At 52.0% G+C, this 12,860-nt stretch carries 13 protein-coding genes; 10 read left to right on the forward strand and 3 right to left on the reverse strand.

The window, feature by feature from the left end:
- The coding region (locus tag OCV69_RS11460; RefSeq protein ID WP_262563105.1) for a hypothetical protein at window positions 1–193 on the reverse strand (193 nt) is incomplete at its 3' end.
- Between the two features lie 200 nt (window positions 194–393).
- Between OCV69_RS11460 and scfA the strand changes: the two genes are divergently transcribed.
- From scfA to OCV69_RS11490, 6 genes are all read left to right on the forward strand, one after another.
- Entirely contained in the window at window positions 394–540 is a 147-nt protein-coding gene (gene scfA, locus OCV69_RS11465) for a six-cysteine ranthipeptide SCIFF (protein ID WP_015553081.1), read from the forward strand.
- A gap of 119 nt (window positions 541–659) precedes the next feature.
- The gene (gene scfB / locus OCV69_RS11470; RefSeq protein ID WP_158359197.1) at window positions 660–2,054 is read left to right on the forward strand and encodes a thioether cross-link-forming SCIFF peptide maturase; all 1,395 of its coding nucleotides are present in this window, start codon (window positions 660–662) and stop codon (window positions 2,052–2,054) included.
- A gap of 58 nt (window positions 2,055–2,112) precedes the next feature.
- Entirely contained in the window at window positions 2,113–4,302 is a 2,190-nt protein-coding gene (secD, locus tag OCV69_RS11475; RefSeq protein WP_158359199.1) for a protein translocase subunit SecD, read from the forward strand.
- Between the two features lie 14 nt (window positions 4,303–4,316).
- Window positions 4,317–5,465 carry a tRNA guanosine(34) transglycosylase Tgt gene (gene tgt, locus OCV69_RS11480; RefSeq protein WP_158359201.1) on the forward strand — a complete coding sequence of 383 codons (1,149 nt, stop codon included), beginning with the start codon at window positions 4,317–4,319 and terminating at the stop codon, window positions 5,463–5,465.
- A 20-nt stretch (window positions 5,466–5,485) separates the two neighbouring features.
- Window positions 5,486–5,761: a preprotein translocase subunit YajC gene (gene yajC / locus OCV69_RS11485; protein WP_022274740.1), complete on the forward strand. Its 276-nt coding sequence runs from the start codon at window positions 5,486–5,488 to the stop codon at window positions 5,759–5,761.
- 628 nt (window positions 5,762–6,389) lie between these two features.
- Window positions 6,390–7,400 (forward strand): type II toxin-antitoxin system antitoxin SocA domain-containing protein, encoded by a 1,011-nt coding sequence (locus OCV69_RS11490; protein ID WP_158359203.1) that lies wholly within the window; start codon window positions 6,390–6,392, stop codon window positions 7,398–7,400.
- 53 nt (window positions 7,401–7,453) lie between these two features.
- Here OCV69_RS11490 and OCV69_RS11495 read toward each other — a convergent pair whose 3' ends face one another.
- Window positions 7,454–8,413 carry a CehA/McbA family metallohydrolase gene (locus OCV69_RS11495; RefSeq protein ID WP_158359205.1) on the reverse strand — a complete coding sequence of 320 codons (960 nt, stop codon included), beginning with the start codon at window positions 8,411–8,413 and terminating at the stop codon, window positions 7,454–7,456.
- Window positions 8,388–8,876, reverse strand: a complete 489-nt coding sequence (locus OCV69_RS11500) for a DUF6669 family protein (protein WP_022274736.1) — start codon at window positions 8,874–8,876, stop codon at window positions 8,388–8,390. Before OCV69_RS11500 ends, OCV69_RS11495 begins: the two co-directional genes overlap by 26 nt.
- 222 nt (window positions 8,877–9,098) lie before the next feature.
- Between OCV69_RS11500 and OCV69_RS11505 the strand changes: the two genes are divergently transcribed.
- The 4 genes from OCV69_RS11505 to OCV69_RS11520 all read left to right on the forward strand — a co-directional run bounded on the left by OCV69_RS11505 (window position 9,099) and on the right by OCV69_RS11520 (window position 12,842).
- Window positions 9,099–9,761, forward strand: coding sequence for a glycerophosphodiester phosphodiesterase (locus OCV69_RS11505; protein WP_158359207.1), 663 nt, complete (start codon window positions 9,099–9,101; stop codon window positions 9,759–9,761).
- Complete coding sequence (locus tag OCV69_RS11510; protein ID WP_022274734.1) at window positions 9,758–10,597, forward strand: ABC transporter permease; 840 nt, start codon at window positions 9,758–9,760, stop codon at window positions 10,595–10,597. Before OCV69_RS11505 ends, OCV69_RS11510 begins: the two co-directional genes overlap by 4 nt.
- Before the next feature lie 11 nt (window positions 10,598–10,608).
- Complete coding sequence (locus OCV69_RS11515) at window positions 10,609–11,586, forward strand: ABC transporter ATP-binding protein (RefSeq protein ID WP_158359209.1); 978 nt, start codon at window positions 10,609–10,611, stop codon at window positions 11,584–11,586.
- Between the two features lie 68 nt (window positions 11,587–11,654).
- A complete protein-coding gene (locus OCV69_RS11520; protein WP_158359211.1) occupies window positions 11,655–12,842 on the forward strand; it encodes an extracellular solute-binding protein in 1,188 nt (395 codons plus the stop codon).
- Window positions 12,843–12,860 lie beyond the last annotated feature (18 nt).

Raw genomic sequence — 12,860 nt, forward strand, 5'->3', positions numbered from 1 at the left:
AAAAAAAGCCCCAAAAGGGCATTGAAAATTTGCTGTAAATAAAGGAAAAATCGAGATGCAGGAAAAGAGATAAAAAAATGACGAGAAGAAAACGACGGAACTTTCCTAGTACTACGACGGAAAACGGGACTCCGGAGACCAGGTAGGTGAAGATAAGGGTACGGATCATACGCCAGGCTTTCTGTGCCAGCATAAAACGACCTCCTTTTTCATAAAATACGGGGGCCTGGGGCCGTAAGGGACAGCCGCCCCTGTTTCTACATGGATATTCCCGTTTCCAGGGAATTATCCCTATTGCATAATGGAAAATCGTATGGTATAATCTCATAACAAAGTGAGATGCTGTGGGCGTTTATGCCCGCATGAATAAAAGAATAACAGGAGGATCTACCTATGAAGCACGTTAAGACATTAAGCTCCAATACTTTAAAGAACAGCATGAAGAAGGGCGGCTGCGGCGAGTGCCAGACATCCTGCCAGTCCGCATGCAAGACATCCTGCACAGTAGGAAACCAGAGCTGCGAAAACAGCAACCGCTAATGGCGGGGGCCTGTACAATCAGGAACGCTTAAAGATGACCCCTACGGTCCTATGATTGTAGGGGTATTTATTGTCTCAAAGGAAGACGTTTAGTTTACGACACAGATAGGAGAATTATTTTGATTCATCAGTATATCAACAACGGATATCATATCGTCCTGGATGTCAACAGCGGCTCGGTCCATTCGGTGGACGCCCTTTTTTATGATGTGGTAAAGGCCCTGTCGGACGTTGTGGCCGATATGGAAAAGCCGGAGAAGCTCACAGAGGATCAGAGGAACGCAGTTGTTTCTGCCCTGGAGGGAAAATACCCGAAGGAGGATCTGGAGGACGCCCTTTCCGACGCCCAGGAGCTGATCGATGCCGAGGAGCTGTTTACTGCGGATATCTATAAGGATTATGTGGTAGACTTTAAGAAACGCCAGACCGTGGTAAAGGCCTTGTGCCTTCATATTGCCCACGACTGCAATCTGGCCTGTCAGTATTGTTTTGCAGAGGAAGGCGAGTACCATGGCCGCAGAGCCTTAATGAGTTTTGAGGTGGGGAAAAAGGCCCTGGATTTCCTGATCGCCAATTCCGGAAACCGGGTAAACCTGGAAGTGGACTTTTTTGGCGGAGAGCCCTTAATGAACTGGAATGTGGTAAAGCAGCTGGTGGAGTACGGCCGCTCCCAGGAGAAGGCCCACAATAAGAAGTTCCGCTTCACTCTGACCACCAACGGCGTTCTTTTAAATGATGAGATCATGGAGTTCTGCAATAAGGAAATGAGCAACGTGGTCTTAAGCCTGGACGGACGGAAGGAAGTCAACGATAAGATGCGCCCCTTCCGCAACGGAACGGGAAGCTATGACCTGATCGTTCCGAAATTCCAGAAATTCGCGGAATCCAGAGGAGATAAGGATTATTTCGTAAGAGGGACCTTTACGAGAAACAACCTGGACTTTTCCAATGACGTACTGCACTTTGCAGACCTGGGCTTTAAAAAGCTGTCGGTGGAGCCAGTTGTAGCGCCGCCGGAGGCTCCTTATTCCATCCGTGAAGAGGACCTTCCCCAGATCATGGAGGAGTACGACCGTCTGGCAAAGGAATTTGTAAAGCGGGAAAAGGAAGGCCGCGGCTTTAAATTCTTCCACTTTATGCTGGATCTGAGCCAGGGACCGTGCGTGGCCAAGAGGCTTTCGGGCTGCGGCTCCGGAACGGAGTATCTGGCTGTGACGCCCTGGGGCGATTTTTATCCCTGCCATCAGTTCGTTGGTATGGAGGATTTCCTGTTAGGAAATGTGGACGAGGGGATCACCAATACAAAGGTCCGCGACGAGTTCAAGCTGTGCAATGTATACGCCAAAGACAAATGTAAGGAATGCTTTGCCAGATTCTACTGCAGCGGCGGCTGTGCGGCCAACTCCTACAATTTCCATGGAAAGATCACAGACGCTTATGATATTGGCTGCGAGATGCAGAAAAAACGCATCGAGTGCGCGATTATGATAAGGGCCGCGCTGGCAGAGGAATAGGCGCGGGGGCCGGCAGGGACCGGCCGGGAAATTTTTTAGATTAAGGAGACAATGTATCATGAAGAGCAGCAAAGGAAAGGGGCTTCTGAGCCTCCTGGCATTGGTGCTCGTTCTCGGGGTTTTCGGCTATTTTGGGTATGATACGCTTATGCGCAGCAAGCTGGTGACCGATGAGAACGGAGTAACGTCCCAGGAGGGCGGCATTAAGCTGGGCCTGGATCTGGCCGGCGGTGTCAGCATCACCTATCAGGCAAAGGAAGCAGATCCCAGTCCAGAGGACATGGCCGATACCCAGTATAAGCTCCAGCAGAGAGTACAGACGTACAGCTCTGAGGCGGAGGTATACCAGGAAGGCAGCAACCGTATCAACGTGGATATCCCGGGCGTTACCGACGCCAATAAGATCCTGGAGGAGCTGGGAAAGCCAGGCTCCTTACAGTTCCTGGATGAGAACATGCAGGTGGTCTTAGAGGGAACGGATGTGGCCACAGCCAGTCCTGTGATCTATAAGGACGAGACCGGTGCCAACAAATACGAGGTATCCCTTACCTTTACAGAGGAAGGCACAAAGAAGTTTGCAGATGTGACGGCTGCAAATGTAGGAAAGCACATTGCCATCGTGTATGATGGGATGATCTATTCCAACCCTGTGGTCCAGGCTGCCATCACCGGCGGCAAGGCCTCTATTTCCGGCATGAGCTCCTATGAGGAGGCAGACAAGCTGGCCTCCACCATCCGGATCGGCTCCCTTTCCCTGGAGTTAGAGGAGCTGCGCTCCAATGTGGTGGGCGCGAAGCTGGGACAGGAAGCCATTTCCACCAGCTTAAAGGCCGGAGTCATCGGCTTTGGGATCGTGTGCGTATTCATGATCATCGTATACCTGATCCCTGGCCTGGCCGCATCCCTGGCCCTGTGCCTGTATGTGGCACTGATCATCATCCTCTTGGCGGCCTTCGAGGTGACACTGACCCTGCCGGGAATCGCCGGTATCATCCTGTCCATCGGTATGGCCGTGGACGCCAACGTCATCATCTTCACCCGTATCAAGGAGGAGATCGGCCTGGGCAAGACTGTAAAATCGGCTATTAAGACCGGTTTTGCAAAGGCATTATCCGCCATCATCGACGGAAACGTTACGACGCTGATCGCAGCGGCTGTCCTTTACTGGAGAGGCTCCGGTACGGTCAAGGGCTTTGCGACGACCCTGGCCATCGGTATCGTGCTGTCCATGTTCACAGCCCTGTTCGTGACAAAGTTTGTGCTGAATGCCCTTTATGATCTGGGCTTTACTGATAAGAAGTTCTACGGAACTAAAAAGGAGAAAAAGGCCATCAACTTCCTTGGAAAGAGGAACGTGTGCTTTATCATCTCCTTAGTGATGATCGGCGCAGGTGTGGCCGGAATGGTGATGAACAAGTCCTCCATCGGCGGAGCCTTCAACTATGGCCTGGACTTCAAGGGCGGTACATCCACCAGCGTGACCTTCAATGAGGATATGTCCTTAGAGAGGATCTCCAGCGAGGTGGTCCCGGTGGTGGAAGGCGTTACAAAGAGCGCCGATACCCAGACTCAGAAGGTGGCCGGTACCACAGAGGTCATCATCAAGACCAGAACCTTAAGCGTGGAGGAACGCCAGGCTCTGGATGCAGCCCTGGTGGAGAACTTCGGCGTGGATGAATCCAAGATTGTCGCAGAGAGCATTTCCGGAGCCATCAGTGCAGAGATGAAGAGCGACGCCATTGTGGCGACTGTGATCGCAACGATCTTTATGCTGCTTTATATCTGGGTGCGCTTCAAGAATATCCGTTTTGCGGCCAGCGCAGTCATCGCCCTGGTACATGACGTACTGGTGGTGGTTGCCTGCTACGCCCTGGCAAAATGGTCCGTGGGCTCCACAGCCATTGCCTGCCTCCTTACCATTGTCGGATATTCCATCAACGCCACCATCGTTATCTTCGACCGTATCCGCGAGAACTTAAAGCTCCAGGGACCGAGAGCGGATCTTAAGGAGGTCGTAAACGAGAGTATCACACAGACCTTTACGAGAAGCATCAACACTTCCCTGACCACCTTTGTTATGGTCCTGGTGCTGTTTGTCATGGGTGTTTCCTCCATCCGTGAATTTGCCCTGCCGCTGATGGCGGGCATCATCTGCGGCACCTACTCTTCCGTATGCTTAACGGGAGCCTTATGGTACGTTCTGACCACAAGAAAGGGCAAAAAGGCGGCGGAGAAGTCCGGTAAGTAAAAACAGGAAAAAATATGAAATATCAAATTCTGGCAAAGGACGGACGTGCCAAAAGGGCCGTTGTGGAGACGGTCCATGGCACGATCCAGACGCCGGTCTTTATGAACGTGGGCACTGTGGGAGCCATCAAGGGAGCCGTATCCACCGACGATCTCCGGGGGATCGGCACCCAGGTGGAGCTTTCCAACACGTACCACCTTCATGTGCGGACCGGAGATAAACTGATCAAAGAGCTGGGCGGACTCCATAAGTTCATGAACTGGGACCGCCCGATCCTTACGGATTCTGGCGGCTTCCAGGTTTTTTCCCTGGCAGGCCTCCGCAAGATCAAGGAGGAGGGCGTTTACTTCAACTCCCACATCGACGGCCACAAGATCTTCATGGGGCCGGAGGAGAGTATGCAGATCCAGTCCAATCTGGGCTCCACCATCGCCATGGCCTTCGACGAGTGTGCTCCCCATCCCTGTACCCGGGAATATATGGAAAATTCCGTGGCCCGGACGGTGCGGTGGCTGGAGCGGTGCAAGGCGGAAATGGCCAGGCTCAACTCCCTTCCCGATACGGTGAATCCCCATCAGCTCCTGTTTGGAATCAACCAGGGAGGAACCTTTGAGGACATCCGCATCGCCCATGCCGATACCATATCGGCCATGGACTGCGACGGCTATGCCATCGGCGGCCTGGCAGTGGGGGAGAGCCATGAGGAGATGTACCGCATCCTGGATGTGACCGTTCCCCATCTTCCGGAAAACAAGCCCACCTATTTAATGGGGGTTGGAACGCCGGCCAATATTTTAGAGAGTGTGGACCGGGGCGTGGACTTTTTTGACTGCGTCTACCCCACCAGAAATGGCCGTCATGGCCATGTATACACCAATCACGGAAAGCTCAACCTGTTCAACGAGCAGTTCGCAAAGGATATGCGCCCCATTGAAGAGGGCTGCCAGTGTCCGGCCTGCCGCTCTTACAGCAGAGCCTATATCCGTCATCTGTTAAAGGCCAAGGAGATGTTGGGCATGCGCCTGTGCGTGCTCCACAACCTTTATTTCTACAATACTATGATGACGGAGATCCGGGAAGCCATTGAGAACCACAGCTACGCCGAATACAAAGCAAGAAAGCTGGAAGGCGTAACTGGTAATTACAAAGATAAGCAGAATTAGAAACGGAGGTGCAAGACAGCATGAACAGTCCCGCATTCTGGATCGGCTACGTGATCCTGATCTTTGCGTTTATGTATTTTATCGCGATCAGACCGCAGCAGAAGGAAAAGAAAAAAATGCAGGAATTGATGGCAAGTATCGCAGTTGGTGACAGTGTTCTGACATCCAGCGGCTTTTACGGAGTGATCATTGATATGACAGACGACACGGTAATCGTTGAGTTTGGAAGCAATAAGAACTGCCGCATTCCCATGCAGAAGCAGGCCATCGTCCAGGTTGAGAAGCCGGAGGCGTAAGGCCGAAAGGGAGCCGGACACCGAGAAGGTGGTCCGGCTCTTTTTAGTTTGGTGCGGACAACGAGCCAGGGTCCGTGCCTGCATGGTATAAAAAGTATGCTGGCGAAAACCATTGCCTCATAAAAAGATAGGATATTGACAAAAAGCGATCATATAGTTATAATAATGATAGAAAAAAATAAAAATAATATCATTTGATCTTCGGAGGATAAAGGATTGGATATAGATAAAAAGGATATAGAACTGTATCTTTCCGAGGTGAAAGAGGCAGTGGAGAACGGCAGATACCGGCTTGACCGGAACGCCAGACGGCAGGACAATATTAACTTTTTTTAGATTATGTTATTAATGAAGCAAAGGTAAGGGAAATTATACTGAGCCTTACTGAGATGGACTTTTCAGGGATACTGAGGAATGAGCATAAGGGCTTTGAACATGAGCGACTTTATGTATTTGGCAAGGATGTCATTCTTTTGGAGAGAAATGGAACAAAGGAAAAAACAGTTTCCCTGTATATTAAATTTAATAAACTGGATGGCTGCTTTGTGATCGTTATTTCGTTCCACGAACAGAAGTATCCGCTTACATATTATTTCAGATGACCAGGAGACGATGGGAGGGAGCCGTTATGACAGAAAAGATGAGAAGGGATTTCTGCATTGAGTGCAGAAAAGAGACGGAGTACCTTTTGCAGAAGAGGGACATGGTTAAGACCATAAAAGATAAGAGCTATAAATTTGAAATCACCATGGCTGTATGTATGGAGTGCGGCAGGGAAATGAGTATTCCTGGACTTATTGATAAGAATGTCCAGGAGATCGACGAGCAATATAGGGCGATGGAAGGCCTTGTTTCGATGGAAGACATTGAAAAGCTCATGAAGATCTATAAAATTGGCAAAGCGCCGCTGTCTCTGGCTCTCGGATTTGGTGAGGTGACGATCCCGCGATATCTGGAAGGACAGGTACCTTCCAGAGAGTATTCAGATATTATAAAAGCAGCGCTGGCTTCACCGGCTTATATGAAGCAGAGGCTTATGGAAAACCGGAGTAAGCTGACGGATGCGGCGTATAAAAAATCTATGGCCGCCGCAGACAGCATAGAGAGGCTTTTTAATGTGTCAGATAAGATGCTCAGAGTGATCGCATATGTATTTGAGAGGCTGGAAGAAGTAACCCCGCTTATGCTTCAGAAGCTGCTGTACTTCATTCAGGGTATTTATTCTGCCTTGTATGGAAGGCCGATTTTTACGGAGGACTGCAGGGCATGGGTACATGGACCAGTTTATCCGGAAGTATACGATCTGTTCAGGGATTTTAAATACAATCCCATTGATGATGCGCGTTTTGCATTGCTGAAAGGGACAGAAGAAGCACTGACGGATGACGAGAAGCGGGTGATCGATATTGTTGTAAATACATTTGGCATGTATGGAGGAAAAGTGCTGGAGAGGATCACGCATAATGAAGCACCGTGGATGGATGCGAGAAAAGGCTATGGTGACGGCATTCCTTCCAGCGAGCTTCTGCCGAAGGAGAGGATCATGGAGTATTTTACTGCCGTGAACCGGAAATATGGCGTAGATTCAGAGGATGGTCTGCGGGCTTATATCTGTGATATGCTTAAAAAAGAAGCCTGAATAAGGGCGCTGCAAAAAGACGGTATTGAAGTCTTTGCAGCGCTCTTTTGCGTTCACATTGAGAAAAAAACAGGCCCGGCGGCTGCCGTTAAGGAAGAGAGCTCCGGCTCACCGGAAGGGCAGGACTCTGCCGGAAAGAGCAGCAGCACGGCTCCCCTGGAGGAGCGGATGGTATCGGGCAGGGGTACAAGACAGTCTTCATTTCCCAGAGGGATACGGAGGCTGTCTTTTTCTGTTTTTATAAGACAGAAAAAGAGCGGGGGAGCATCCGGTTCATGTTCTGGAATGGGAGTGAGCCCGGGACGCAGGGAAAGCTTAAGGCTGTCTCCATTCAGGACCCAGTGGAGGACCGGCCCGCGGGTCACACAGGTCCGGCAGCGGCGGACGGCCTGTGCCAGGGCCTGGGAGGCCTCCGGAGGGGATTCTGGAGCGTTGTCCCCGTCTGTCTCAATAAATGTGGAAAAAACTCCGTCCAGGTCCATGGGGCGGTGGAGATCCAGGCCGCTGACCGGGGCGATGGGAAAGCCGGAGCAGGCCAGCCGGATCCACCACTGGATGGCCTGGCAGTTATCGGGGACCATGGGATGGGCGTTGTTTACGATCTCAATGAAATCCATGAGCCCGGGATCGTGAATGGTCATATCCCAGCGCATACCATTGGCAAAGGGAGAGGGCAGGGAAAAGGGATGGGCAGGCCCTGCCAGTCCGCCGGCCTCGTGGACCCGCTGAAACAGAGGGTCGGCGTTATCCCGGTCGATGTCATCCCAGGGAATATAAGAGGTTACGTTCTGGCAGAGCAGATGCCCGTAGTAGGACGTGAGCTCGTAGCCGTAGACGTACTGGAGCCGGTTTTTGCAGGCCGCGGGCAGATCTGGGAAGCCGGAGACTGTGTTGTGGTCCGTGAGGGAAAACCAGGGGATCCCCTGGGCTTCCATAAATGCAGCCAGCTCCTTTACGGTCATGGAGCCGTCAGACTCCATGGTATGATTATGCAGTTCGATCCGTTTCCACATGAACGGGACCTCCTTTGATCTCCAGGTTCCAGGGGGTATTCTCCTCCACCACCTGGTATACGTTGACAATGATCTTCACCATGCCGTTTCTTCCGTCATAGGGAAGGCAGCCTCTGGAGCGGACGCCTTCCTTTAACAGGATCTCCTTTCTCGTCCCCGGCATATGGACATTTCCGGCAAAGACGCCTCCGATCATGGCACAGAGCTGGATCTCGGTCTTCATAGCCTGCACCATCTCTTGAAGCTGCCGGTCAGTGGGGATCCGGCCCAGGTAGGGAACAGCCTGCCGGATCAGTGGATGCCGGAAGCGTTCGATATAGGAAGCCGGGTCCTGTATGCGTTCTTTTTCATAGGTAAGGATCACGGAAAGCTCATGGATCCCGTGGGGAATATGGAACTGGAAGCTCATATTTCCAGTGAACCCACGGTCGAGAACTCCGTGAAAGGTCTGAAGTGTTTCCATGGATCGCTCCTTTCATTGGTTCTAACCATATGAGGATAACGGAAAGAATGTAAAAAGAGAAAGAACAGAAATGTAAAAAACAGGTAATATTTAAGATGATTGTATGAATATACGAACAACAGATACAATTTACATAAAATTTAGCCAACCTGTCTTTTTTGTTTACAGGACTCCTGGTATATTAAAGCCGTGCCAGAGAGAGAAAAGGAAGGAGAATGAGAGATGTGTGAGATCACAGCACATTCCGGCTGCGATGGAACGCCGGATAATTCCATGGAATTTGTAAGATATGCCCTGGCCTCCGAGGGAAACTGCCTGGAGGCAGATATCAGGAGAAACCGGGACGGGGAGCTGATCCTGTCCCATGACGAGACCGCGGAGGAGGCGGTCAGGCTGGGCCAGGTGTTTGAGCTTTTAAAGGAAAAGCCGGAAAAAAGGATCAACTGCGATCTGAAAACGCCGGGGCTGGAGATCCCCGTATACCAGCTGGCAAAGGAGTATGGCGTGGAGGGACAGCTGATCTATTCCGGTACGGTGAGTTCCTTTTTCATGAAGGCCAGACCGGAAAAATATCCGGAGGTCCGCGTATACTGGAACATTGAAAATCTGATCCCGGAGCCGGATCTGGGAAGGAATATCTGCATGAAGCAGATGGAACAGGTGTTCCGTACGGCAGTGCGTTATTCAGCCCAGTGCATCAATATGGAATACCGTCTGTTCACAGACAGGGTGATGGAGCTTTTAAAAACCATGGGCCTGGGAGGCTCTGCCTGGACGGTCAACGATCCGGAGATCATCCGGAGCCTGATGGAAAAGGGGATCGCCAATATCACCACACGGAGCCTTAAGACGGCAGTGGCAGTGCGGAAGGAGATGGAAGGATGAAGCTCATGTCTCCCAAGGCCTTTTACTATACCGTAGGAAAAAAGAATTTTTTCCAGTACATCCTGTTTGGGATCTTTGTCCTGTTCTTCTATCTGCCGTTAATGAACCTGTGCATGCTGGCCTTTGCGGATAAGTACGAGGTCCCGGCCATCATTCCCCAGAAATTCGGCTTCCGCTGGTGGGAGTTCGTTCTGGGACAGGGAAGTCTTCTGAGTTCCATTGCCACCTCCTTTGTGCTGGCGGCCATTGTGACAGCAGTGTCCCTGCTGATCTGCATTCCTGCGGCTTACGCCCTGGCCCGGTATAATTTCAAAGGAAAGCGGGTGTTCCTGCTATCGTTTCTCTTAAGCAACGCGTATCCCAGGATGGGGCTGTACATCTCCATCGGTATCCTGTTCTACCGGCTGAACCTCATGGGGACCTTTGTGGGCGTGATCATCATCCATGTGCTGAACTCCATGATGTTTATGACATGGATCCCGTCGGGAGCCTTCCGGGGCGTGTACAGGCAGCAGGAGGAATCTGCCAGGGACGCCGGGGCCGGCCCCTTCCGGACATTTTTCCGGATCACGCTTCCGCTGGCCATGCCGGGCATTGCCGTTGCCAGTGTGTTCACCTTCCTGGGATCCCTGGAGGAGGCCCAGGGAACGCTGCTGGTGGGCTTCCCCCAGGTGAAGACCATGCCGGTGGAGCTCTACGGAGTCATCATGGAATATCCGCTGACGGCGGGACCGGTGCTGTCACTGATCCTGATCATACCCACCGTGCTGATCCTGTTCCTTATGCGGAAATACATCAATGCAGATAATCTTTCCCAGGGCTATGGGATGAAATAGGAGGAATTGAAATGGAAAGAAAAGTAAAGCTCCAGATCACTGGTATGGAGAAGAAATATAAAAACGGGGACGGCGTGGAAAATATCAACATCGATGTGTACGAGGGAGAGTTTGTGACCATGTTAGGGCCCTCCGGCTGCGGAAAATCCACGATCCTGCGGACACTGGGAGGATTTCTGGACATCGATAAGGGAGACATTCTCATCGACGGGGAATCCGTAAAGGACCTTCCGCCGGAAAAGCGTCCCACCGCCATGGTGTTCCAGAGCTACAACCTCTGGCCTCATATGACTGTATATGAAAATCTTGCCTTCGGTCTGGAGATCAAGAAGGTCCCAAAAAACGAGATCAAGAGCGAGGTAGAGCGGGGGCTTAAGCTGGTGAACATGACCGGCTATGAGAAGAAGTATCCGGGCCAGCTTTCCGGCGGACAGCAGCAGAGGATCGCCATTGCCAGAGCCCTGCTGTTAAAGCCGTCAGTCCTTCTCCTGGACGAGCCCTTTTCTGCCCTGGACGCCAAGATCCGGGCCCAGATGCGGGAGGAGCTGAAGCGGATCCAGGAGGAATTGAATATCACGGTGGTGTTTGTGACCCATGACCAGGAGGAGGCCATGGCTTTGTCCCACCGGATCGTTGTCATGAACAAGGGCTTTATCGAGCAGATCGGAACCCCCACGGAGATCTACGATCATCCGGCCACCCGGTTTGTGGCTTCCTTCATTGGAGAAATGAATTTCCTGACAAAGCAGGACGGAAGCTCTGTGGCTGTGCGTCCGGAGGACGTGACCATCACCAGAGGAGAGGTCCAGGGGCAGCTCTCCGGAGACGTGAGGACCATCATGGTCCTGGGCCATTTTGTGGAGGTCAATGTGGAGGTGGAAAACCGCCAGGTGATCAAGACCTATGTGGCCAGAAATGTGGCCGACCAGCTCCATATGAAGGACCGGGTATCCCTTTCCTTCGCGAAAACCTTCCAGTACTGCGCCTGATGGGAAGCAGACGGGAGTTTTATATAAAATCATGAACCATGAATGAGAAATCAAAAAAGAGGAGAAAGATGATGAAAAATTGTAAGATCGTAAGCTGCGGAAAGAAAACTGCTGTGATGGCCCTGGCTGTGTCTGTGGGAGCCATGCTGATGACCGGCTGCTCCACCAGCGCCAGTGCGTCGGGGAGCACTGCGTCTGCCGGAAAGCCGGTGGTGACCGTTTGGGCTGGAGGCTCTGATAATGTGCGGGTACAGTTTGAAAAGCAGATCCAGCAGTTTAACGCATCCCAGGATCAGTATACGGCAGAGCTTCAGTTTATCACCTCGGGAACCGGAGCCCAGGGGCTGTTTGAGCGTGTGGTAGCCGCGAAAAAGGCGGGCCAGACGGATACGGATTACGATGTGATCGAGCTGGGCGGCGACGAGGTGACGAAATACGTGGACGAAGGCGGAGAGGATTTCTTTGTTCCCCTGGATAAGAGCAAGATCCCCAATATAGACACTCTCCAGGTGGAATCCACTTTCCGGAACGACCTGGTGATGCCGTACAGAGGGACCACAGTGGTCCTGGCCTATAATTCGGAAACGGTGGAAAATCCGCCTGAGACAGCGGAGGAGCTTTACCAGTGGATCAAGGAACATCCGGGCCGTTTCGCCTACAATACCCCGTCCTCCGGCGGTGCAGGCGGCTCCTTTGTGACCACCAGCATTTATAATTTCATGGACGAGTCGGCGCTCACCTCCTCCGATCCGGCCAACAAGGAGCAGTGGGGCCAGGGCTTTGAGCTTTTAAAGGAGCTCCATCCCTATATGTATAAATCCTCCGGCAAGGTGGTATACCCCAATAAGAACCAGGGGACCCTGGATCTTCTGGCCAATAAGGAGGTGGACATGATCCCGGCCTGGGCCGATATGGCCATCACCCAGATGAAGCAGGGAACGCTCCCGGAATCCATTAAGATCACCCAGATCGATCCGTCCTTCACCGGAAGCCCGGTGGTGCTGGGGATCCCGTCCATCGGATCCGATCAGGACGGAGCCTATGCCTTCCTCAACTACATGCTGACTCCCGAGGCCCAGAACATTGCCCTGGATTCCATGGCAGCGATCCCGGTCATCGACTTTGGCCTTCTGGATCAGGAGCTGACAAAGACCATCGAGGATCTGAAGATCGAGGAATTCCGCATCGGAAGCCTGGGAAATCTGGGAACCGAGCTTTACGAGGAATGGGACAGCCAGATCGGAACTCTTGAATAAGCGTAAGGAGAGACAGAA

The sequence above is a fragment of the Alitiscatomonas aceti genome (genome assembly GCF_025567195.1).
Taxonomy (GTDB): Bacteria; Bacillota; Clostridia; order Lachnospirales; family Lachnospiraceae; genus Alitiscatomonas; species Alitiscatomonas aceti.

What these genes read in the sequence shown, in the direction of transcription:
- OCV69_RS11505 (WP_158359207.1), top strand. Translation starts at nt 9,099, where the DNA reads ATGTGTGAGATCACAGCACATTCCGGCTGCGATGGAACGCCGGATAAT.
- secD (WP_158359199.1), top strand. Translation starts at nt 2,113, where the DNA reads ATGAAGAGCAGCAAAGGAAAGGGGCTTCTGAGCCTCCTGGCATTGGTG.
- tgt (WP_158359201.1), top strand. Translation starts at nt 4,317, where the DNA reads ATGAAATATCAAATTCTGGCAAAGGACGGACGTGCCAAAAGGGCCGTT.
- OCV69_RS11515 (WP_158359209.1), top strand. Translation starts at nt 10,609, where the DNA reads ATGGAAAGAAAAGTAAAGCTCCAGATCACTGGTATGGAGAAGAAATAT.
- scfA (WP_015553081.1), top strand. Translation starts at nt 394, where the DNA reads ATGAAGCACGTTAAGACATTAAGCTCCAATACTTTAAAGAACAGCATG.
- OCV69_RS11520 (WP_158359211.1), top strand. Translation starts at nt 11,655, where the DNA reads ATGATGAAAAATTGTAAGATCGTAAGCTGCGGAAAGAAAACTGCTGTG.
- OCV69_RS11495 (WP_158359205.1), bottom strand. Translation starts at nt 8,413, where the DNA reads ATGTGGAAACGGATCGAACTGCATAATCATACCATGGAGTCTGACGGC.
- yajC (WP_022274740.1), top strand. Translation starts at nt 5,486, where the DNA reads ATGAACAGTCCCGCATTCTGGATCGGCTACGTGATCCTGATCTTTGCG.
- OCV69_RS11510 (WP_022274734.1), top strand. Translation starts at nt 9,758, where the DNA reads ATGAAGCTCATGTCTCCCAAGGCCTTTTACTATACCGTAGGAAAAAAG.
- OCV69_RS11490 (WP_158359203.1), top strand. Translation starts at nt 6,390, where the DNA reads ATGACAGAAAAGATGAGAAGGGATTTCTGCATTGAGTGCAGAAAAGAG.
- OCV69_RS11500 (WP_022274736.1), bottom strand. Translation starts at nt 8,876, where the DNA reads ATGGAAACACTTCAGACCTTTCACGGAGTTCTCGACCGTGGGTTCACT.